This is a genomic window from Ciceribacter ferrooxidans (assembly GCF_004137355.1).
GTDB lineage: Bacteria > Pseudomonadota > Alphaproteobacteria > Rhizobiales > Rhizobiaceae > Allorhizobium > Allorhizobium ferrooxidans.
This window is the reverse complement of record NZ_SDVB01000170.1, coordinates 449,103-468,915: the sequence shown is the minus strand read 5'-3', so window position 1 is coordinate 468,915 and position 19,813 is coordinate 449,103. Positions and strand designations below refer to the sequence as shown.

Genomic DNA, 19,813 nt, shown 5'->3' with positions numbered 1-19,813 from the left:
CCGGTATCATACGTCACCAGCACATGCGGCATCCGCCCCGGCTTCAGCCTCGGACTAGCTCCGGGCGTTACTCGGGAGTGATGATTTTCTATTTGTAACGCTTCCGTCACAAACCCGACGGGCGGTGTTTAAGCAGGCTTGAATTCATGCTCGCGCCTATCCACTTGTTGGTAGAGCGAAAAGGAATGCCCGTCCGGCCTTGGCTGACGGGAACAGTCTCTCCACAAGGGGAGACTACGGAAAGGAAACAACATGACCGAAGTTACGTCTGTCGCGGCCGAGAGCAATACCTACCCGGTTCTGCCGTTGCGCGACATCGTGGTCTTCCCGCACATGATCGTGCCGCTGTTCGTCGGCCGCGAGAAGTCCATTCGCGCGCTCGAGGAAGTCATGGGTTCCGACAAGCAGATCATGCTGGCGACCCAGATCAACGCCGGCGATGACGATCCGGAACCCTCGGCGATCTACAAGGTCGGGACCGTCGCCAACGTCCTGCAACTGCTGAAGCTTCCCGACGGTACCGTGAAGGTGCTCATCGAAGGCCGCGCCCGTGCGAACATCGAGGAATACACCGACCGCGAGGAGTTCTACGAAGCCCGGGCTCATATCCTGGCTGAGCCCGCCGAGGATGCCGTCGAGATCGAGGCGCTGAGCCGCTCGGTGGTCTCGGAGTTCGAGAACTACGTCAAGCTCAACAAGAAGATCTCGCCCGAAGTCGTCGGTGCCGCAAGCCAGATCGAGGACTACTCGAAGCTCGCCGACACGGTCGCCTCGCACCTGTCGATCAAGATCACCGAAAAGCAGGAAATGCTGGAAACGGTGAGCGTCAAGGCACGCCTTGAAAAGGCGCTCGGCTTCATGGAAGGCGAGATCTCCGTTCTGCAGGTCGAAAAGCGCATCCGCTCGCGCGTCAAGCGCCAGATGGAGAAGACCCAGCGCGAGTACTACCTCAACGAGCAGATGAAGGCGATACAGAAGGAGCTGGGCGAGGGCGAGGACGGCCGCGACGAGATGGCCGAACTCGAGGAGCGCATCAACAAGACCAAGCTTTCCAAGGAAGGCAAGGAAAAGGCAGAAGCCGAGCTCAAGAAACTGCGCCACATGAGCCCGATGTCGGCGGAAGCGACCGTCGTGCGCAACTATCTCGACTGGCTGCTCGGCCTGCCGTGGGGCAAGAAGTCGAAGGTCAAGATCGACCTCAACGCCGCCGAGAAGATCCTCGACGAGGATCACTACGGCCTGGACAAGGTCAAGGAACGCATCGTCGAGTATCTCGCCGTACAGGCACGCGCGACGAAGCTGAAAGGCCCGATCCTCTGCCTCGTTGGCCCTCCGGGCGTCGGTAAGACCTCGCTCGCCAAGTCGATCGCCAAGGCCACCGGCCGTGAATACGTCCGCATGGCGCTCGGCGGTGTGCGCGACGAAGCCGAAATCCGCGGCCACCGCCGCACCTACATCGGCTCGATGCCCGGCAAGGTCATCCAGTCGCTGAAGAAGGCGAAGCGCACCAATCCGCTCTTCCTGCTCGACGAGATCGACAAGATGGGTATGGATTTCCGCGGCGACCCGTCGGCAGCGCTGCTCGAAGTGCTCGATCCGGAACAGAACGCGACCTTCATGGACCACTACCTCGAGGTCGAATACGATCTGTCGAACGTGATGTTCATCACCACGGCGAACACGCTGAACATTCCGGCGCCGCTGATGGACCGTATGGAAATCATCCGTATCGCCGGCTACACCGAGGACGAGAAGCTGGAAATTGCCAAGCGGCACCTGCTGCCGAAGGCGATCAAGGAACACGCCCTGCGCCCCGAGGAGTTCTCTCTCTCGGATGATGCGATCGTCTCGATCATCCAACAGTACACCCGCGAGGCCGGCGTCCGTAACTTCGAGCGCGAGCTGATGAAGGTCGCCCGCAAGGCGGTCACCGAGATCATCAAGGGCAACGTGAAGTCGGTCGCGGTCACCGCGCAGAACATCCACGACTATCTCGGCGTCCCGCGCTTCCGTCATGGCGAGGCCGAGGGCGAGGATCAGGTCGGTGTCGTCACCGGGCTGGCCTGGACCGAGGTCGGCGGCGAACTGCTGACGATCGAAGGCGTGATGATGCCGGGCAAGGGCCGCATGACGGTCACCGGCAACCTGCGCGACGTGATGAAGGAGTCCATTTCGGCGGCGGCATCCTATGTCCGCTCGCGCGCCGTGGACTTCGGCATCGAACCGCCGCGCTTCGACAAGTCGGACATCCACGTCCACGTGCCGGAAGGCGCCACTCCGAAGGACGGTCCGTCCGCCGGTGTTGCGATGGCGACCGCCATCGTCTCGGTGATGACCGGCATTCCGGTCCGCAAGGACATCGCGATGACGGGTGAAATCACCCTGCGCGGACGCGTCCTGCCGATCGGTGGCCTCAAGGAAAAGCTCCTCGCGGCGCTGCGGGGCGGTATCAAGAAGGTTCTGATCCCGGAAGAAAACGCCAAGGATCTGGCGGACATTCCGGACAATGTGAAGAACAGTCTGGAGATCGTTCCGGTCTCGCGTATGGGCGAGGTGATCCGCCAGGCGCTGGTCCGGGTTCCCGAGCCGATCGAGTGGGACGGCACCGTCGAAGGCCCGACCGTGGCTGCGGTCGACGTCGCCGACGACGCCGGACAGACCGTCGCTCACTGAGGACTTTCTGCCATAGTCCCGCCAAAATGGGACATCGACATCGAAAAGGCTGGCATTTTTGCCAGCCTTTTTTGTGTAAATAGGCCGAAACCCCTTGTTTTCCGGGCGATAGCGGTGCTTTTGGGTTGCTCAGGGCAGATGCTTACGTATTCTCCGCCTGACTTATCCATTGAGTCGTTTCATACCAATCAGAAAGGGTGGAAACATGAATAAGAACGAACTCGTATCCGCGGTTGCCGAGAAGGCCGGTCTGACCAAGGCTGACGCCGCTTCTGCCGTTGACGCTGTTTTTGAAACGGTCCAGGGCGAACTGAAGAAGGGCGGCGACGTTCGCCTCGCTGGCTTCGGTGCCTTCACTGTATCGCGTCGCGAAGCTTCGAAGGGCCGTAACCCCTCGACCGGCGCGGAAGTCGACATCCCGGCGCGCAACGTTCCGAAGTTCACGGCCGGCAAGGGCCTGAAGGACGCCGTCAACAGCTGATTTCCGCCCGCGCACGCGGATGGGCTCGACGCCCTCCGCAAGCGCTTGGAAACGACATGACGAAGCCCGGCCCCGGCGGCCGGGCTTTTTTCTTTTCCGCCGTTGCGCAGCGAGCCGCTCTGGCTTAATCCGTTTTCGGGCCGGTCGAAGACCGGCAATTCGTTCTCAGGGCGGGGTGAAACTCCCCACCGGCGGTATGAGGTTCGCCCTCGAGCCCGCGAGCGCCGCTTTCCGATGAAGGCGGGTCAGCAGATCCGGTGAGATGCCGGAGCCGACGGTTACAGTCCGGATGGAAGAGAATGAGGTCATGGCGGCACCGGTCCGCGCCTCCGGGCGGGCGGCCGGCACCGTGCACGGGGAAGGGCGAGTGTCGGCTGCAGGATTGCGGCCGGTCTGCCGGACGTCCCGTGCGTCATCCCCTCATGCGTCCTGGTTTGTGTTGGTCCTTTGTGTCGAAGGGAAAAGACATGAATCAGAGCCCCCTTGCGCTCACCCGTTCCGGTGCAGTCCTCGGCGCCGCTTTCATGGTTCTGGCGGGGATCGCCTTCGCCGTCGTCAATGTCGCGACCCAATGGGTGGCGATGGTCGCGGGCTTCCCGGCCACCTCGATCGCCTTCTGGCAATACGCCTTCGCGCTCGTCCTGTCGGTTCCGCTGCTACGGCGGCTCGGCCTGCGGGCCATGCGAACCCGCTTTCCGGGCCGCCACCTGGCGCGCGTGCTGCTTGCCGCCTTCGGCGTTCAGGCCTGGGTGGAGGGGCTCGCTACCGTGCCGATCTGGCAGGCGATCGCACTCGTGATGACCTCGCCCTTCTTCATCATCGTCGGGGCGAAGCTCTTCCTCGGGGAGCAGGTCGGCTGGAAGCGCTGGGCGGCGACGCTCACCGGCTTCTCAGGTGCGATGGTCATCCTGGAGCCGTGGTCGGAGGCCTTCACCACGGCCTCGCTGCTCCCGGTGCTCGCAGCCCTGCTCTGGGGCGCTTCCTCGCTGCTCGTCAAGGACCTGACCGCACACGAGCGGCCGGAGACGATCACCATCTGGCTTCTCGTATTGCTGACGCCGATCAACGCCGGGCTCGCCGCGGCGGCGGGTTTCGCCGTCCCGACCAGTACCGGTCTTGTGGTACTCGTGGCGGCGGGTCTCCTGACGGTCGTGGGACAATATTTCCTGACCGCCGCGTACAAGGCGGCCGATGCGGCCTACGTCCAGCCCTTCGACGATCTCAAGCTGCCGCTCAACGTGCTCGCCGGCTGGATCGCCTTCGGCTACGCACCCGCCGGCTATCTTTGGGTGGGCGCTGCGATGATCCTCGGCGCCTCGCTCTTCCTGATGGCGAGCGAGTTCTTGAAGGAGAAGGGGAGAGGTTGAGCAGGACGGTCGTATCCCCGCATTTTCGCAGGCATGTCATGCGCCTGTAACGACGAACCGGCAAAAACCTCCTGTCTCGTTTGAGGAAGCTGGAGGTTTTCCGATGAAGTACCGCCTTTCGCGCGCAGCATTCATGACTGCGCTGCTGACGTCCGTGGCGATGCCCGCCGCCGCAGAACAGGTTTTCAATCGCATCGCATCCTTCCCCGTCGCCGCCAATCTTCCGGCCGACAAGGAAAAATCCACCGCCACGTCCGCCGAGATCATCGCCGCGACGGAGGACGGCAACACGCTCGTCTATTCCGACAGTCCGCTCGGCGCGATCGGCTTCATCGACATTTCCGACGCCCGCGCTCCGAAGGCCGGCGGTGCGCTGATGATGGACGGAGAGCCGACCTCCGTCGCCATCCTCGGCGGCAAGGCGCTCGTCGCCGTCAACACGTCGGAAAGCTATGCGAAGCCCTCGGGCAGGCTCGCGGTCGTCGACATCGCCTCGAAGACGGTCGAGACCTCCTGCGATCTCGGCGGCCAGCCGGATTCGGTCGCGATCTCTGCGGACAAGAGCTTCGCGGTTATCGCCATCGAGAACGAGCGCGACGAGGAGCTCAACGACGGCAAGCTGCCGCAGATGCCGGCGGGCGATCTCGCGATCGTCACGCTGAAGGACGGCGGCGTCGATTGTGCGACGATCAGGCACGTCACGCTGACCGGCCTGGCCGAGGTCGGCGGCGAGGACCCGGAACCGGAATTCGTCGCGATTAACGGCCGCGGCGAGATCGCGCTGACGCTGCAGGAGAACAACCACGTCGTGATCGCCGATGGCAAGACCGGCGCGGTTACGTCGCATTTCTCCGCCGGCACGGTCGATCTCGAAGGCATCGACACCAAGTCCGACGGTGCGCTGAACTTCACCGGCAAGAAGGCGGGCGTGAAGCGCGAGCCGGATGCCGTCAAATGGCTGGATGACGATCGTCTCGTCGTCGCCAACGAGGGCGACTACGAAGGCGGCTCGCGCAGCTTCACCATCTTCGACAAGACCGGCAAGGTGCTCTTCGAATCGGGGCCCGCACTCGAACGCGAGATCGCGGCGATCGGTCACTTCCCGGACAAGCGCGCGAAGTCGAAGGGCGTCGAGCTCGAAGGACTGGAAGCCGCGACCTTCGGCGACCAGAAATACTTCTTCGTCCTGTCCGAGCGCGCCTCGGTTGTCGGCGTCTACAAGGACACCGGCGCAGAGCCTGAGCTGGTTCAGATCCTGCCGTCCGGCATCGGGCCGGAAGGCGCGGTCGCCATTCCGGGCCGCAACCTGTTCGTGACCGCCAACGAGACGGACCTCGTCGAGGACGGCGGCGCCCGCTCGCATGTGATGCTCTACGAACTCGGCGAAGGCGAAGCCGCCTATCCAACGATCCGCTCGGAAACGGTCGACGGCAACCCGATCGGCTGGGGCGCTCTCTCCGGCCTCGTCGGCGACGCGGAAAAGGCAGGCCGGCTCTATGCCGTCAACGACAGCTTCTACGGCATGCAGCCGCGGATCTTCACCATCGACACGACGGCGAAGCCCGCCCGGATCACCGACGCGCTTGCCGTGACTCGCAACGGCGAACCCGCCCAGAAACTCGACATCGAAGGCATCACGCTCGACGGCGAGGGCGGCTTCTGGCTCGCCTCCGAAGGCAACAGCGAGAAGCTGCTGCCGCACGCGCTCTATCATGTGAACGGGAAGGGCGAGATCAAGGAAGAGATCGCGCTGCCCGCCGAACTGCTGAAGGGCGAGACGCGCTTCGGCCTCGAAGGCGTGACGCAGGTCGGCACCGGCGACGATGCGGTGCTCTGGATGGCCGTGCAGCGCGAGTGGAAGGATGACGAGAAGGGCACCGTCAAGCTTCTCTCCTACAAGCCGGAGAGCAAGGAGTGGGGCGCTGTCCGCTATCCGCTCGACAAGACGGAAGCCGGCTGGGTCGGCCTTTCGGAAATCACCGCCCACGGCGACCATCTCTACGTTGTCGAGCGCGACAACCAGATCGGCGACCAGGCAAAGCTCAAGAAGCTCTACCGCATCGCCATCGCCGACCTGAAGCCGGCCGCGATCGGCGGCGCGCTGCCGACCGTCGCCAAGGAAGAGGTCCACGACTTCGTCCCGGATCTGAAGGCCGCCACCAACGGCTATGTCGTCGACAAGCTGGAAGGCTTCGCCTTCGATGCCGCCGGCACCGCCTATGCCGTCACCGACAATGACGGTGTCGACGACTCGTCCGGCGAGACGCTGTTCTTCCCGGTCGACTTGAAGGGCACCAACTGATCATCGTCCTCCCAAGACGATTGGAGGCCGGGTGAGCAATCACCCGGCCTCCTTCTACCTCGCCCTCGGCCCACCTTGCCGGAGTCAACCAGTCTGTCATCCCCCGGTTGCATGCAGCCTGGGGTCGTATAGCATGGTGCCGTACTGATGGAGACTCCGATGATCACCCGAATTGTGAATGTCCTGCGTCCGGTCTGCGTCGTCGCCACGATTGCGCTCGCAACGCTGTTTGCGCTCAGCTTTTGGGGCATCGAACTCGTGACGACCGCGACTTTCTGGAAACTGTTCCTGACCTATCTCGTCTTGATGATCGGTTCGACGCTCATCTGCTTCATCGATAATCCGAGTCGCATTACCGGACGCTGAACCGTTCGGGGCGTCGGGTATCACCAGCGATGATGCACGTGGGGTGCGACCAGACGGTCGTAGGTATCGCGGGCAGCCTTCATCACGTCTGCCGAAAGCGCCGGCAACTCGGCCGCTGCCGCGTTGGCGCGGGCCTGCTCGGCATTCCGGGCGCCGGGGATGACCACGGTCACGGCCTCGTTCATCAGGATCCAGCGGAGCGCAAAGGCCGCCATCGACGCGCCCTGCGGCACCAGCTTGCGGATTTCCTCCACCGCCTGCAGACCGACCTCGAAGGGGACGCCGGCAAAGGTCTCGCCGACGTCGAAGGCCTCGCCGTGGCGGTTGAAGCTGCGGTGATCGTCGGCGGAGAAGGCGGTCTTCGCGGTGATCTTGCCTGAGAGCAGGCCGCTTGCAAGCGGCACGCGGACGATGACGGCAATGTTCTTCCTCTTGGCTTCCTTGAAGAAGAGGTCGGCCGGCCGCTGGCGGAAGATGTTGTAGATGATCTGGACGCTGACGACGCCCGGATAATCGATCGCCTTCAGTGCTTCCTCGACGCGGGCGACGCTGACGCCGTAGTGGCGGATCTTGCCGGCCTTTCGCAGCTCCTCCATGCCCTCGAAGAGCGCCGGATCATAGTAGACGTCCTGCGGCGGGCAGTGGAGCTGCACGAGGTCGAGCAAATCGACCTCGAGGTTCGTCAGCGAACGATCGATGAAGCGCTCGATATTGGCCTTGGTATAGCCTTCCGCGACATGCGGATCGAGGCGGCGGCCGGCCTTGGTCGCCACCATCGGGCGCTGACCGCCGCGCGACTTCAGGACATCGGCGATGATCTTTTCCGAGCGTCCGTCGCCGTAGACGTCGGCGGTGTCGATGAAGGTGACGCCGGCATCGAGCGCAGCGTTGAGCGCGGCCCGGCCGTCGGCCTCGGAGACATCGCCCCAGGAGCCGCCGATCTGCCAGGCCCCGAAGCCGATCTCGCTGACGGTGAAGGGCGTGTTTCCGAACGAATGGTGTCGCATAGTGTCTCCTCTATGTCTCCTGTCCCGCCTGCCACTAGCAAACGGAGGGGGCCGGAGCAAGGCAGCCTGCGGGCGAGGCTGCTCCGGTGGCGCGCCGGTCACAGACGATATCCATCTTACCGCTGCGGCGATACGGTCGGGCCTCGGGCGCTGGACAGGCGGCCGCAACCGGCGCTAATGCCTCTTGCCCCTCTTTCGGGCGGCCGCCCGGGCAGGGGCGGTCGACGGATCAATTTCCCGCGTTTCGAGGTCGAGATCACACCATGCGCTATTTCGTTACGGGCACCGCCGGCTTCATCGGCTTCCATCTGGCGCGCCGGCTGCTGCAGGACGGCCACGAGGTCGCGGGCTTCGACGGCATGACCGCCTATTACAATCTCCGCCTCAAGGAGGCGCGACACGCAGCACTTGCGCAGTTTCCGGCCTTCCGCCCGACGCTCGCCATGCTGGAAGACCGCGCGGCGCTCGAAAAGGCAATGATCGACTTCCAGCCGGACGTGATCGTCCATCTCGCCGCCCAGGCAGGCGTGCGCTACAGCCTCGAAAACCCGAAGGCCTATCTCGATTCCAACCTCATCGGCTCCTGGAACATCCTGGAACTCGCGAAGACCCTGAAGGTCGGCCACCTGATGCTCGCCTCCACCTCGTCGGTCTATGGCGCCAACCCGGAAGTCCCCTTCCGCGAGACCGACCGCGCCGACGAGCCGCTGACCTTCTACGCCGCCACCAAGAAGGCGACGGAACTGATGGCCCACAGCTATTCGCATCTCTACCGGGTGCCGACCACGGCCTTCCGCTTCTTCACCGTCTACGGCCCCTGGGGACGCCCGGACATGGCGCTCTTCAAGTTCGTCAAGGCGATGATCGAGGACCGCGAGATCGAGGTCTACGGCGAAGGCAAGATGAGTCGCGACTTCACCTTTATCGACGACCTCGTCGATTCGATCATCGACCTGTCGCGGATCGTGCCGTCGGAGGAAAATCGCGTGGAGGGAAGCGTGAGGGATACGCTCTCGCACCAGGCGCCGTTCCGCGTCGTCAACATCGGCGGCGGCCAGCCGGTCGGACTTCTCGATTTCATCGAGGTGATCGAGAGCGTCATGGGCAAGCCGGCGAAGCGCAAGATGCTGCCCATGCAGCAGGGCGACGTGCCGCGCACCTATGCGAGCCCCGATCTCCTCGTCGCGCTGACCGGCAAGAAGCCCGAAACCGGCGTCGACACCGGCGTCCGCCGCTTCGTCGAATGGTATCTCGAACACCGCGAGGAACTGGGGCTGTAAGGGGGAGGGATAGCGGCTGCCACCGCATTCGGCGGCTCAGAAACAAAGACCTGAACGGCAGCCCGATCCGGAACCGATTCTGTGACCGAATTCGTGACGGAAACATGTGCCAAACGCCTTTCGGCGCAAACACATCAACAATTTCCAAGGAAAAATGGTGGGCAATGAGAGACTCGAAAACTCGAATCTCTCATCGCTTTCATCTGTAAGTAAATGAAAATAATAAATAAAAATAGACTAGACCTATTTGTGACGGTGTGACGACCTGATTCTTGTGAGAAATTTATGCCCACAGGGCGTAAACTTCCGCGTCTCGCGCTTTGACAATCAATGGCCTAAAGTTCGCCCTCAGTAGTTAGGGAGAGGGCAGTGGTTAACTTCGAGACCGCGACTTATGATGAACTTGACGAACATGCCATGCAGCAACTCGTCATGGACAATAGTGCCGTGTCAGCGATCTTGCGCGGTCATCTTTTTGTTGAAGGCGTGATTGAGCAGCTTGTCAGGCGGGCACTGCCTAAGCCCGATGCGATCATGGGGAAGGGCAATCTGAATTTCGATATGAAGATTGATCTAGCGCGCGCGCTTGATGTGCTGAGCGATCAACATGTCTCGCAATTTCGAGCGATCAATCGCATTCGAAACCGCTATGCTCATGATGCCGGATATCAAGTAACGGTCGCTGAGTTGAACGCCTTCAAGTTCGATTGGGCGGAAAGTCAGAATAAGGCGTTTGAGGTGTCGGTGGCGAGAGGCCCCGATGAAGCCGCTCGGATTGCGACCGTATTCCTCTGCTGGGAGGCGCTGAGCCTCATTAAGACGCCAATTGATACCGGTTCAGTAGGGTAGAGAGCTGGTTAGAAGGCGGTTGCTTTGCCTGTTGTCGCACCCGCGTTGATTGTGTATTTCGAGCTTTGGTCTACCCTAGACATGTCGCGGGAGGATTCGGCATGGAAGAAGAGCGATTGCGGGAAGTCTGGCGTCAGCGGAAGATTCCAGTCATCATCCGCCGCGATGAAAAAGGCGAGAAGCTTCGCGTGCGCTTACCCTACGCCGAAAACAACCGGCAATGGCTCAACACGGTTGGCAAGTCCACAGTGACGTGGATCGATAACAAGAGCTATTGGGAGCTTCCAAAGAACTGGTTCAACGATTTCGTCAATCGAGCATTGGAGCGCTACGGGAAGCTCTATGTGATCCAGCCCTATCGTGAGCAAGAAAAATGCGCCCGCAAGTGCATGGAGGCGACCGGACATGAATGCAATTGTTCATGCATGGGCCGGAACCACGGCGCGGGCATCAATGGAAGCTGGTTCGAGGTGTCAGAAACGTTCGCCACCCGATGGGGTGAGAAGGAAATCGCTTGCCGATTGATGGTATCTAAGGCTGCGAACATGCAGTGCAGCGCCCTATGAGACCGCCGAAAGCCATTTCGTAACTTCGGCTATCAGTCGTGAGATTAGCGCTTTCACCGCCTCGTCCCCCATCTTTTTCCCGAGCCACAATAGAGTCGGAACTAACAGCCGTCGCAGTAGATTAGAGTCAGCCTGTGGTGCGTTTATCAGCGCATGTCCGGCTTCCAACTCGGCAACCTTTTGCGCCAAATCCGGGTCGCTCATAAGCTCGTTCTTGGATCGGACAACACGAATGGTTTCCCTTATATCGGCTTCGATACCCTGAAACACTTCGGACATATGATCGATGACGATAACGGGACCGCTGCTTTCCACCGCACCGCCTTCAGAACCGGCAGGTTCAGTTTCATGGAAGTCGTCAATTGCCTCCCATAGATCATAGGAAATGGAGTTGCCGTATTCCCCTGCCGTCTCAAGCCCGAACCCCGTCAGCGATACGTAGCTGGCACCGATCATCGGATTGTGATTGAGCTTTGCCTCGCTCGCCAAATCAGAAGCAGCCGTCTCCGCCCATGCGCTTGGAAAGTTACCCTCCATCGTGGCCGCGACCTCTGAAACATCAATTCTGTCTCCGGGTCTGCCTTCGTCATTACGGCAACTTTGAACAGAAACTCGCTCTTGAATTCCTTGTAACTTAAACGGTTACCCATGACGGCCCCACTACTGATTCGCGCATAGTATACAAAAAAAGCCCGCCGAGTTTCCCCGGCGGGCTTATGACTGAATGATTGGCGGCTTATGCGGCGCGAATGTTCGCCTCATCTTCCGGCGTCATGTCCACGAAATCAGGTTCGGACATTCGAAACCCATTTTGTGACGCGATTTGTGACGTCAATATGGGCGAAACGCCTTACGGCGCAAGGGGTGTCAATGAAATCAAAGGGATGGAATGGTGGGCGATGAGAGACTCGAACTCCCGACATCCTCGGTGTAAACGAGGCGCTCTACCAACTGAGCTAATCGCCCTTTCGCGGAAGCGGGTCTGGTGCCCGTCGCGTCGGTGGCCGTGATCTATGCGGATCGCGGAAAATCCGCAAGAGGATTTTCGAAGTTTTTTTGTCTTTTTTTCTGTCCCGTCCGGTCCGTCTCAAGAAAAGGCCCGGATTTGCGGGCCTGTGGCAGGGGAGGGCGCACGGCGCGGGAGGCTGTGGATTTCGGGGCCGCGAGCGGCGGGCCGAACAATTTTCGTTCCGTCATTGTTTTGTCTTCGAACGCGCTTGACACCCATTCGCGAACCCCTTAGTTAGCCGCTCATCGAACGGCCGAGGCCGCTCGGTCGGGCCGGTTCGCCGGTATCCGTCAGGAAGTGCGGGTGTAGCTCAGTCGGTTAGAGTGCCGGCCTGTCACGCCGGAGGTCGCGGGTTCGAGCCCCGTCACTCGCGCCATTCCTGGACATGTTTCTGACGACCTCGCGATGTGGTAACATGCCGCATCAAGAAGTCAGGTTCCGCTTTCGTTGCGGAACACTATGCGCGGGTGTAGCTCAGTCGGTTAGAGTGCCGGCCTGTCACGCCGGAGGTCGCGGGTTCGAGCCCCGTCACTCGCGCCACTTTTTTCTTCCAGAAATGCGTTTGCCGGAAACACGGACATGTGGTCCGGCGTTTCGTTTTCATCGTTCTAAAGTCGGCTGAGAAAGTCGGGATGCGGCGCGTGAAAAGGCCTTTGCGGTCTTGCGCTGGGGCGGCACCTGCGCTAACCACGGCGCGTTACAACTCTCTTTTCGGCTTGTCCGCCTTCGGGCACGGTGCCTCCCGGCATTTCACAGCAAGCAGGGATGGATATGATGACTGAACTGCTCAGTTCCTACGTTCCGATCGCAATCTTTATCGGTATCGCCCTCGTTATCGGCCTGGCGCTGTTGATCGCGCCTTTCGCCGTCGCCTTCAAGGCGCCCGACTCGGAAAAACTCTCCGCCTACGAATGCGGCTTCAACGCCTTCGACGACGCCCGCATGAAGTTCGACATCCGCTTCTATCTGGTGTCGATCCTCTTCATCATCTTCGACCTCGAGGTTGCCTTCCTGTTCCCCTGGGCGGTGTCCTTCGGTGATCTGGGCTGGTTCGGCTTCTGGTCGATGATGGTATTCCTCGCCGTGCTCACCGTCGGCTTTATCTATGAATGGAAGAAGGGGGCGCTGGAATGGGAATGACCCAAGGCAATTCGACCCTGATCGCGCCGCAGCCGAAGGGGATTATCGATCCCAATACCGGCAAGCCGATCGGCAGCGACGATGCGTTCTTCGGCGAGATCAACAACGAGCTCGCCGACAAGGGCTTTCTCGTCACCTCGACGGATGATCTGATCAACTGGGCCCGTACCGGCTCGCTGATGTGGATGACCTTCGGTCTCGCCTGCTGCGCCGTCGAGATGATGCAGCTTTCCATGCCGCGCTACGACGCCGAGCGTTTCGGTTTTGCACCGCGCGCTTCTCCGCGCCAGTCCGACGTGATGATCGTCGCCGGCACGCTCACCAACAAGATGGCGCCGGCGCTGCGCAAGGTCTACGACCAGATGCCCGAGCCGCGCTACGTGATCTCGATGGGCTCCTGCGCCAACGGCGGCGGCTACTATCACTATTCCTACTCGGTCGTGCGCGGCTGTGACCGCGTCGTGCCGGTGGATATCTACGTACCGGGCTGTCCGCCCACGGCGGAAGCGCTGCTCTACGGCGTGCTCCTGCTGCAGAAGAAGATCCGCCGCACCGGCACGATCGAACGGTAACGGCGAGGGACGAGACAAATGAGTGAAGCCCTGGACGAGCTTGCATCCCATCTCGGCGAGGCCTGCCGCACGCTGATCGCGTCCAGCGAAGTCAAGTTCGGCGAGTTGACGCTGACGGCGACGCCGGAGAACCTGATCGCGCTCCTGACCTTCCTGCGCGACGACGTGCAATGCGGTTTCGTCAACCTGACGGATATCTGCGGCGTCGACTATCCGAAGCGCGAGAAGCGTTTCGACGTGGTCTATCACCTGCTCTCGCCGCGCCAGAACCTGCGCGTGCGCGTCAAGGTCGCGACCGGCGAATTCGAGCCGGTGCCGTCGGCCTGTCCGGTCTTTCCCGGCGCCGACTGGTTCGAGCGTGAGACCTGGGACATGTACGGCGTGATGTTCACCGGCCATCCGGACCTCCGCCGCATCCTGACCGACTACGGTTTCGAAGGTCATCCGCTGCGCAAGGACTTCCCGACCACCGGGTTCGTCGAAGTGCGCTACGACGACGAGGCCAAGCGCGTGATCTACGAGCCGGTCGAACTCAAGCAGGAATTCCGCAATTTCGACTTCCTCTCGCCGTGGGAAGGCACCGACTACGTGCTGCCCGGTGATGAGAAGGCGAAACAGTAGGAACGGGCAGTAGGCAATAGCCAATAGGCAGTAGGAAGGGAGACATCAGACGGCTATCAACTCCTACCAGGATCTGAAGGTGTGGCAACGCGCCATGGATCTGGCGGTAGAGAGCTATGAGCTGACGAAGTATTTTCCGCGCGAGGACGTCTACGGACTGACGTCGCAGGTGAAGAGGGCAGCCGCATCGGTGCCCGCCAGCATAGCGGAAGGATACGGTCGGGATGGTGCAGGTTCTTACGTCCAGCATCTGAAAATCGCTCAAGGGTCGCTCAAGGAGTTGGAGACGCATATTCTTCTGAGCTCGCGTATCGGATTGACGTCGCAAGACCGGGTGTCGAAGGCGATGGCAATCAGCGAAGAGGTCGGGAAAATGCTGAGGTCGCTGATCCGCAGCTTGCAGGATGAACGGAATGGTCGCACGAGTGAATAGACGCCCTACTGGCTACTGCCTATTGGCTAGTGCCTCGATGCGCGGAGCGAATCGCAATGACTGAACACAACGTCCGCAACTTCAACATCAACTTCGGCCCGCAGCATCCCGCCGCGCACGGCGTTCTGCGCCTGGTCCTCGAGCTCGACGGTGAAATCGTCGAGCGCGTCGACCCGCATATCGGCCTCCTGCACCGCGGCACCGAGAAGCTGATCGAGACCAAGACCTACCTGCAGGCACTGCCCTATTTCGACCGGCTCGACTATGTCGCGCCGATGAACCAGGAGCATGCCTATTCGTTGGCGGTCGAAAAGCTGCTCGGCCTCGAGATCCCGATCCGCGGCCAGCTGATCCGCGTCCTCTACTCGGAAATCGGCCGTATCCTGTCGCACCTTCTGAACGTCACGACGCAGGCCATGGACGTCGGCGCGCTGACGCCGCCGCTCTGGGGCTTCGAGGAACGCGAAAAGCTGATGGTGTTCTACGAGCGCGCTTCGGGCGCGCGCATGCACTCCGCCTATTTCCGCCCCGGCGGCGTCCACCAGGACCTGCCGCACAAGCTCGTCGAGGATATCGGCGCATGGTGCGATCCGTTCCTGAAGGTCTGCGACGACATCGAGGGGCTGCTGACCGACAACCGCATCTTCAAGCAGCGTAACGTCGACATCGGCGTCGTCAGCCTCGAAGATGCCTGGGCCTGGGGCTTTTCCGGCGTCATGGTGCGCGGCTCGGGCGCTGCCTGGGACCTGCGCAAGGCGCAGCCCTACGAATGCTACGCCGATCTCGACTTCGACCTGATGGTCGGCAAGAACGGCGACTGCTACGACCGTTACCTGATCCGCATGTTCGAAATGCGTGAATCGGTGAAGATCATGAAGCAGTGCATCAACCGCCTGCTCGGCGACGCCAAGACCGGTCCGATCTCCTCGCTCGACGGCAAGGTCGTTCCGCCGAAGCGCGGCGAGATGAAGCGGTCGATGGAAGCGCTGATTCACCACTTCAAGCTCTACACCGAAGGCTACCACGTTCCGGAAGGCGAAGTTTACGCTGCGGTCGAGGCGCCGAAGGGCGAGTTCGGCGTTTATCTCGTCTCCGACGGCTCCAACAAGCCGTACCGCTGCAAGATCCGCGCTCCGGGCTATGCTCATCTGCAGGCAATGGATTTCCTTTGCCGCGGCCACCAGCTCGCCGACGTTTCGGCGGTCCTCGGCTCGCTCGACATTGTGTTCGGAGAGGTGGACCGGTAATGCGCCGTGGTTTGTTGACGCTTGCTCTTTTGGCCTTTGCCCCGGGCGTCTTCGCCCAGGACGCAGCGGTCTCGTCGCAGGGCTCGTCGACAACCATGGCGGAACTCATCAAGCAGGGATACGAGATCAAGGCTGCCGTCCCGAACGGCTCGAAGTTCATCGTGTTCCTGCAGAAAGAGAACTCGGCCTATGCCTGTGAATTCGCGTCTTTGCAGAATTCCAGGTGTGGATCCATAAACTGAGACAAGGCGTGAGGAAGAATGTCCGTTCGTCGACTAGCCGAAGATCGCGTCCAGCCCGCCAGCTTCTCCTTCAACGAGGAGAATGCGGCCTGGGCTGAGAAGACCATTCGCAAATATCCTGAAGGCCGCCAGCAATCGGCGGTCATCCCGCTGCTCATGCGGGCGCAGGAACAGGAAGGATGGGTGACGCGCGCGGCGATCGAACACGTCGCCGACATGCTCGCGATGCCCTATATCCGCGTGCTGGAAGTGGCGACCTTCTACACCCAGTTCCAGCTGAAGCCGGTCGGCACCCGCGCGCACATCCAGGTCTGCGGCACGACGCCCTGCATGCTGCGTGGCGCCGAGGACCTGATCGAGGTCTGCAAGCACAAGATCCACCACGATCCCTTCGAGCTCAATGCCGACGGCACGCTGTCGTGGGAAGAGGTCGAGTGTCAGGGCGCCTGCGTCAACGCGCCGATGGTGATGATCTTCAAGGATTCCTACGAGGACCTGACGCCGGCACAGCTCGAAGACATCATCGACCGCTTCGAGGCGGGCAGGGGGGGCGAGGTGAAGCCGGGCCCGCAAACCGACCGCATCTATTCGGCGCCGGCCGGTGGCCCGACCACGCTGGTCGACGCGACCTCTGCCAAGAAGACGACGGCGAAGGCGGTACCCGCCGGCGAAGAGACCGTTCACGTTCCGCCGGCGAATGCCGGCAGGGTGGACGAGTCGGCTGACGAGACCAATCCTGCCGTCCGTTCGCCCGCCAACGGCAAGACCGCCGTTCCGGGCGGCCCGGAAGTGAAGCCGGCCCGCAAGCGTGCGACGCCTGCGAGCGACGAGATCAAGGAAGTCATCTCCGAGACCGCCGCGGCCGACGCCGCCGGCAAGGGGCCGGTCGACGAGATCTCCCGTGACGACAAGAACCGTCCCGCCGGGATCGAAAAGCCAGCTACCCCGGACGACCTGAAGATGATTTCCGGCGTCGGTCCGAAGATCGAAGCCATTCTCCACGAGCTCGGCATCTACACCTTTGCGCAGATCGCGGCCTGGAAGAAGGCCGAGCGCGAATGGGTCGACGGCTATCTGAAGTTCGGCGGCCGCATCGAGCGGGACGACTGGGTCAAGCAGGCCAAGGCGCTCGCCAAGGGCGGCGAGGCCGAATACATCAAGGTCTTCGGCAAGAAGCCGCGGTAAGAGGTTAGAATATGTTGAAGGATCAGGATCGCATCTTTACCAACATCTACGGCCTCAAGGACAAGTCCCTGAAGGGCGCCATGAGCCGTGGCCATTGGGATGGAACCAAGCAGCTGCTCGAAAAGGGCCGTGACTGGATCATCAACGAGGTGAAGGCGTCGGGCCTGCGCGGCCGTGGCGGCGCCGGCTTCCCGACCGGCCTCAAGTGGTCCTTCATGCCGAAGGAGAGCGACGGCCGGCCGCATTACCTCGTGGTCAATGCCGACGAGTCGGAGCCCGGTACCTGCAAGGACCGCGACATCATGCGCCACGATCCGCATACGCTGATCGAGGGCTGCGTTGTCGCCTCCTTCGCCATGGGCGCCCATCACGCCTTCATCTACGTGCGCGGCGAGTTCATGCGCGAGCGTGAGGCGCTGCAGGCGGCGATCGACGAGTGCTACGAATACGGTCTACTGGGCAAGAACAACAAGCTCGGCTACGACATCGACATCGTCGTCCATCACGGTGCTGGCGCCTATATCTGCGGCGAGGAAACCGCGCTGCTCGAAAGCCTGGAAGGCAAGAAGGGCCAGCCGCGCCTGAAGCCGCCGTTCCCGGCCAATATGGGCCTCTACGGCTGTCCGACGACGGTCAACAACGTCGAGTCAATCGCCGTGACCCCGACCATCCTGCGCCGTGGCGCGGGCTGGTATTCCAGTTTCGGCCGGCCGAACAACACCGGCACCAAGCTCTATTCGATCTCCGGTCACGTCAACAAGCCGTGCACGGTGGAGGAATCGATGTCGATCCCGTTCCACGAGCTGATCGAAAAGCATTGCGGCGGCATCCGCGGCGGTTGGGACAATCTTCTCGCCGTCATTCCGGGCGGTTCCTCGGTGCCGTGCGTACCGGGCGCCCAGATGAAGGACGCGATCATGGACTATGACGGCCTGCGCGAAGTCGGCTCCTCGCTGGGCACCGCCGCGGTCATCGTCATGGACAAGTCGACCGACATCGTGAAGGCGATCTGGCGCCTCTCGGCCTTCTACAAGCACGAGAGCTGCGGGCAGTGCACGCCCTGCCGCGAAGGCACCGGCTGGATGATGCGCGTGATGGAACGCATGGTGAAGGGCAACGCCCAGAAGCGCGAGATCGACATGCTCTTCCAGGTGACCAAGCAGGTCGAGGGCCACACCATCTGTGCGCTCGGCGACGCCGCCGCCTGGCCGATCCAGGGCCTCATCAAGCATTTCCGCCCGGAAATGGAAGCCCGCATCGACCAGTACACCCGAAACGCCATGGCTCATGGCGTCGTGATGGAAGCTGCCGAGTAAGGACGACCGGACGATGGCGAAGGCGAAGGACCAGACACGGGAGGGAGTTGCGGCGAAGCCGGCCGACTTCGGCCGTGCGTCCGACGCCGCGCCGGAAACGACCGGTCTGCCGCTGCACCCGCTGATGGCGCATCCCGCCGCAGCGCTTGCTGCGATGACGGCGGTCGGCTTCGGTTTCGCGACCCAGATGGCGAGTGCCTTCCTCGGTTCGCTGCAGGGAGCACTGGAGGCGACCGAAACGCTCGCCCGCAAGATCGAGGACGAGAAGGTGCGCGACGACCGTCCGGCACCTCCGTCTGAGTCTGTCGCGACGTCGGTCACGCGGAAACCCGCCGCAAAGGTGAAGCGCACGGCCAAGGTACCGGTTGCGAAGGCGGCTCCGGCGAAGTCCGTGAAGGCGACCCCGGTCGTTGCAGCGCCTGTTGCGTCAAAGGCAGCAACGCCGAAGCCCGCAAAGGCGGTCCCCAGGGGGCGCGGCAAGGCCGATGACCTGAAAAAGATTTCCGGCGTCGGGCCGAAGCTCGAGCAGGTCCTGAACGGCATCGGCGTCACCCGCTTTGCCGACATCGCCGGCTGGAGCGATGAGGACGTGGCGCGCATCGATGCCGAGATCGGCCTCGGTGGACGCATCGCCCGCGACGGCTGGGTTGCGCAGGCGAAGGCATTGAAGGAGGGCGGGGCGTGACGCAGCACCTCGCCGAACTCAACATCGCGCGTCTGCGCTATCCGCTGGAAGACCCGCGGGTTGCCGCCTTCGTCAAGGCGCTCGATCTCGTCAACGGCATTGCCGAGCGGTCGGAAGGCTTCGTATGGCGGTTGAAGGACGAGAGCGGCAATGCGACCGCGATCGATGGCTTCGACGATCCGCTGGTGATCGTCAACATGAGTGTCTGGCGCGACGTCGCGTCATTCGAGAATTTCGTATGGAAGACCGTTCACCGGCAGTTCTATGCCCGCCGCGCGGAATGGTTCGAGATCATGGAAAAGCAGCATTTCGTCATGTGGCATGTCACTGCGGGAGAATTCCCCACGGTGGCCGAGGCGAAAGAGCGGCTCGACGAATTGAACAAGCACGGCAACAGCGACAGGGCTTTCGGCTGGTCGCACTTGCCGGAGGTGAAACTCTGGCAACATGCGCGGTGTGCGTGAGACAGGAA

20 protein-coding genes, 3 tRNA genes and 1 riboswitch are annotated in these 19,813 nt (G+C 61.9%); of the genes, 20 read left to right on the top strand and 3 right to left on the bottom strand.

What is annotated here, in order from left to right; genetic code table 11:
- The first annotated feature begins 252 nt into the window (after nt 1-252).
- The 5 genes from lon to EUU22_RS06700 all read left to right on the top strand — a co-directional run bounded on the left by lon (nt 253) and on the right by EUU22_RS06700 (nt 7,189).
- The gene (lon, locus tag EUU22_RS06720; RefSeq protein WP_129331244.1) at nt 253-2,673 is read left to right on the top strand and encodes an endopeptidase La; all 2,421 of its coding nucleotides are present in this window, start codon (nt 253-255) and stop codon (nt 2,671-2,673) included.
- Between the two features lie 205 nt (nt 2,674-2,878).
- Nucleotides 2,879-3,154: a DNA-binding protein HupB gene (gene hupB / locus EUU22_RS06715; RefSeq protein WP_112687112.1), complete on the top strand. Its 276-nt coding sequence runs from the start codon at nt 2,879-2,881 to the stop codon at nt 3,152-3,154.
- Between the two features lie 157 nt (nt 3,155-3,311).
- A riboswitch (FMN riboswitch) is annotated at nt 3,312-3,459 on the top strand.
- 162 nt (nt 3,460-3,621) lie between these two features.
- Entirely contained in the window at nt 3,622-4,521 is a 900-nt protein-coding gene (locus EUU22_RS06710; RefSeq protein ID WP_129331243.1) for a DMT family transporter, read from the top strand.
- A gap of 103 nt (nt 4,522-4,624) precedes the next feature.
- Complete coding sequence (locus EUU22_RS06705) at nt 4,625-6,823, top strand: esterase-like activity of phytase family protein (RefSeq protein ID WP_129331242.1); 2,199 nt, start codon at nt 4,625-4,627, stop codon at nt 6,821-6,823.
- Between the two features lie 159 nt (nt 6,824-6,982).
- Nucleotides 6,983-7,189 (top strand): hypothetical protein, encoded by a 207-nt coding sequence (locus EUU22_RS06700; protein WP_129331241.1) that lies wholly within the window; start codon nt 6,983-6,985, stop codon nt 7,187-7,189.
- Between the two features lie 20 nt (nt 7,190-7,209).
- Here EUU22_RS06700 and EUU22_RS06695 read toward each other — a convergent pair whose 3' ends face one another.
- Nucleotides 7,210-8,196: an aldo/keto reductase gene (locus EUU22_RS06695; RefSeq protein ID WP_129331240.1), complete on the bottom strand. Its 987-nt coding sequence runs from the start codon at nt 8,194-8,196 to the stop codon at nt 7,210-7,212.
- A gap of 263 nt (nt 8,197-8,459) precedes the next feature.
- Here EUU22_RS06695 and EUU22_RS06690 point away from each other — a divergent pair, with 263 nt between their 5' ends.
- The 3 genes from EUU22_RS06690 to EUU22_RS06680 all read left to right on the top strand — a co-directional run bounded on the left by EUU22_RS06690 (nt 8,460) and on the right by EUU22_RS06680 (nt 10,891).
- On the top strand, nt 8,460-9,476 hold the full coding sequence (locus EUU22_RS06690; protein WP_129331239.1) for an NAD-dependent epimerase/dehydratase family protein: 1,017 nt from the start codon (nt 8,460-8,462) through the stop codon (nt 9,474-9,476).
- A gap of 369 nt (nt 9,477-9,845) precedes the next feature.
- On the top strand, nt 9,846-10,325 hold the full coding sequence (locus EUU22_RS06685) for a hypothetical protein (protein ID WP_129331238.1): 480 nt from the start codon (nt 9,846-9,848) through the stop codon (nt 10,323-10,325).
- A 101-nt stretch (nt 10,326-10,426) separates the two neighbouring features.
- Nucleotides 10,427-10,891, top strand: a complete 465-nt coding sequence (locus EUU22_RS06680; RefSeq protein ID WP_129331237.1) for a hypothetical protein — start codon at nt 10,427-10,429, stop codon at nt 10,889-10,891.
- Here the strand turns inward: EUU22_RS06680 and EUU22_RS06675 are convergent.
- Nucleotides 10,886-11,428, bottom strand: a complete 543-nt coding sequence (locus EUU22_RS06675; protein ID WP_129331236.1) for a hypothetical protein — start codon at nt 11,426-11,428, stop codon at nt 10,886-10,888. The genes EUU22_RS06680 and EUU22_RS06675 overlap by 6 nt on opposite strands.
- A 353-nt stretch (nt 11,429-11,781) precedes the next feature.
- Nucleotides 11,782-11,857, bottom strand: a tRNA-Val gene (locus EUU22_RS06670).
- Nucleotides 11,858-12,199: 342 nt separating this feature from the next.
- Between EUU22_RS06670 and EUU22_RS06665 the strand changes: the two genes are divergently transcribed.
- The 12 genes from EUU22_RS06665 to EUU22_RS06610 all read left to right on the top strand — a co-directional run bounded on the left by EUU22_RS06665 (nt 12,200) and on the right by EUU22_RS06610 (nt 19,805).
- A tRNA-Asp gene (locus EUU22_RS06665) sits at nt 12,200-12,276 on the top strand.
- Nucleotides 12,277-12,363: 87 nt separating this feature from the next.
- Nucleotides 12,364-12,440: transfer RNA gene (locus tag EUU22_RS06660), tRNA-Asp, on the top strand.
- A gap of 234 nt (nt 12,441-12,674) precedes the next feature.
- On the top strand, nt 12,675-13,040 hold the full coding sequence (locus EUU22_RS06655) for an NADH-quinone oxidoreductase subunit A (RefSeq protein WP_112687300.1): 366 nt from the start codon (nt 12,675-12,677) through the stop codon (nt 13,038-13,040).
- On the top strand, nt 13,031-13,612 hold the full coding sequence (locus EUU22_RS06650) for a NuoB/complex I 20 kDa subunit family protein (protein ID WP_129331235.1): 582 nt from the start codon (nt 13,031-13,033) through the stop codon (nt 13,610-13,612). Before EUU22_RS06655 ends, EUU22_RS06650 begins: the two co-directional genes overlap by 10 nt.
- 18 nt (nt 13,613-13,630) lie before the next feature.
- Complete coding sequence (locus tag EUU22_RS06645; protein ID WP_129331234.1) at nt 13,631-14,233, top strand: NADH-quinone oxidoreductase subunit C; 603 nt, start codon at nt 13,631-13,633, stop codon at nt 14,231-14,233.
- 55 nt (nt 14,234-14,288) lie between these two features.
- The gene (locus tag EUU22_RS06640; RefSeq protein WP_280956479.1) at nt 14,289-14,666 is read left to right on the top strand and encodes a four helix bundle protein; all 378 of its coding nucleotides are present in this window, start codon (nt 14,289-14,291) and stop codon (nt 14,664-14,666) included.
- A 56-nt stretch (nt 14,667-14,722) separates the two neighbouring features.
- Nucleotides 14,723-15,913: an NADH-quinone oxidoreductase subunit D gene (locus EUU22_RS06635; protein ID WP_129331232.1), complete on the top strand. Its 1,191-nt coding sequence runs from the start codon at nt 14,723-14,725 to the stop codon at nt 15,911-15,913.
- Nucleotides 15,913-16,155 carry a hypothetical protein gene (locus tag EUU22_RS06630; RefSeq protein WP_129331231.1) on the top strand — a complete coding sequence of 81 codons (243 nt, stop codon included), beginning with the start codon at nt 15,913-15,915 and terminating at the stop codon, nt 16,153-16,155. The genes EUU22_RS06635 and EUU22_RS06630 overlap by 1 nt, the downstream gene beginning before the upstream one ends.
- Nucleotides 16,156-16,173: 18 nt before the next feature.
- Nucleotides 16,174-17,340, top strand: coding sequence for an NADH-quinone oxidoreductase subunit E (locus EUU22_RS06625; RefSeq protein ID WP_129331230.1), 1,167 nt, complete (start codon nt 16,174-16,176; stop codon nt 17,338-17,340).
- 11 nt (nt 17,341-17,351) lie between these two features.
- Nucleotides 17,352-18,656 carry an NADH-quinone oxidoreductase subunit NuoF gene (nuoF, locus tag EUU22_RS06620; RefSeq protein WP_112687138.1) on the top strand — a complete coding sequence of 435 codons (1,305 nt, stop codon included), beginning with the start codon at nt 17,352-17,354 and terminating at the stop codon, nt 18,654-18,656.
- A 13-nt stretch (nt 18,657-18,669) separates the two neighbouring features.
- Complete coding sequence (locus tag EUU22_RS06615) at nt 18,670-19,341, top strand: helix-hairpin-helix domain-containing protein (RefSeq protein ID WP_129331229.1); 672 nt, start codon at nt 18,670-18,672, stop codon at nt 19,339-19,341.
- Nucleotides 19,338-19,805, top strand: a complete 468-nt coding sequence (locus tag EUU22_RS06610; RefSeq protein WP_129331228.1) for a DUF3291 domain-containing protein — start codon at nt 19,338-19,340, stop codon at nt 19,803-19,805. The genes EUU22_RS06615 and EUU22_RS06610 overlap by 4 nt, the downstream gene beginning before the upstream one ends.
- Nucleotides 19,806-19,813 lie beyond the last annotated feature (8 nt).

Coding starts and splice junctions, on each gene's coding strand:
- EUU22_RS06675 (WP_129331236.1), bottom strand. CDS start 11,428: ATGGAGGGTAACTTTCCAAGCGCATGGGCGGAGACGGCTGCTTCTGAT.
- EUU22_RS06650 (WP_129331235.1), top strand. CDS start 13,031: ATGGGAATGACCCAAGGCAATTCGACCCTGATCGCGCCGCAGCCGAAG.
- EUU22_RS06700 (WP_129331241.1), top strand. CDS start 6,983: ATGATCACCCGAATTGTGAATGTCCTGCGTCCGGTCTGCGTCGTCGCC.
- nuoF (WP_112687138.1), top strand. CDS start 17,352: ATGTTGAAGGATCAGGATCGCATCTTTACCAACATCTACGGCCTCAAG.
- EUU22_RS06645 (WP_129331234.1), top strand. CDS start 13,631: ATGAGTGAAGCCCTGGACGAGCTTGCATCCCATCTCGGCGAGGCCTGC.
- EUU22_RS06680 (WP_129331237.1), top strand. CDS start 10,427: ATGGAAGAAGAGCGATTGCGGGAAGTCTGGCGTCAGCGGAAGATTCCA.
- EUU22_RS06655 (WP_112687300.1), top strand. CDS start 12,675: ATGACTGAACTGCTCAGTTCCTACGTTCCGATCGCAATCTTTATCGGT.
- EUU22_RS06625 (WP_129331230.1), top strand. CDS start 16,174: ATGTCCGTTCGTCGACTAGCCGAAGATCGCGTCCAGCCCGCCAGCTTC.
- EUU22_RS06635 (WP_129331232.1), top strand. CDS start 14,723: ATGACTGAACACAACGTCCGCAACTTCAACATCAACTTCGGCCCGCAG.
- hupB (WP_112687112.1), top strand. CDS start 2,879: ATGAATAAGAACGAACTCGTATCCGCGGTTGCCGAGAAGGCCGGTCTG.
- lon (WP_129331244.1), top strand. CDS start 253: ATGACCGAAGTTACGTCTGTCGCGGCCGAGAGCAATACCTACCCGGTT.
- EUU22_RS06710 (WP_129331243.1), top strand. CDS start 3,622: ATGAATCAGAGCCCCCTTGCGCTCACCCGTTCCGGTGCAGTCCTCGGC.
- EUU22_RS06630 (WP_129331231.1), top strand. CDS start 15,913: ATGCGCCGTGGTTTGTTGACGCTTGCTCTTTTGGCCTTTGCCCCGGGC.
- EUU22_RS06705 (WP_129331242.1), top strand. CDS start 4,625: ATGAAGTACCGCCTTTCGCGCGCAGCATTCATGACTGCGCTGCTGACG.
- EUU22_RS06615 (WP_129331229.1), top strand. CDS start 18,670: ATGGCGAAGGCGAAGGACCAGACACGGGAGGGAGTTGCGGCGAAGCCG.
- EUU22_RS06690 (WP_129331239.1), top strand. CDS start 8,460: ATGCGCTATTTCGTTACGGGCACCGCCGGCTTCATCGGCTTCCATCTG.
- EUU22_RS06695 (WP_129331240.1), bottom strand. CDS start 8,196: ATGCGACACCATTCGTTCGGAAACACGCCCTTCACCGTCAGCGAGATC.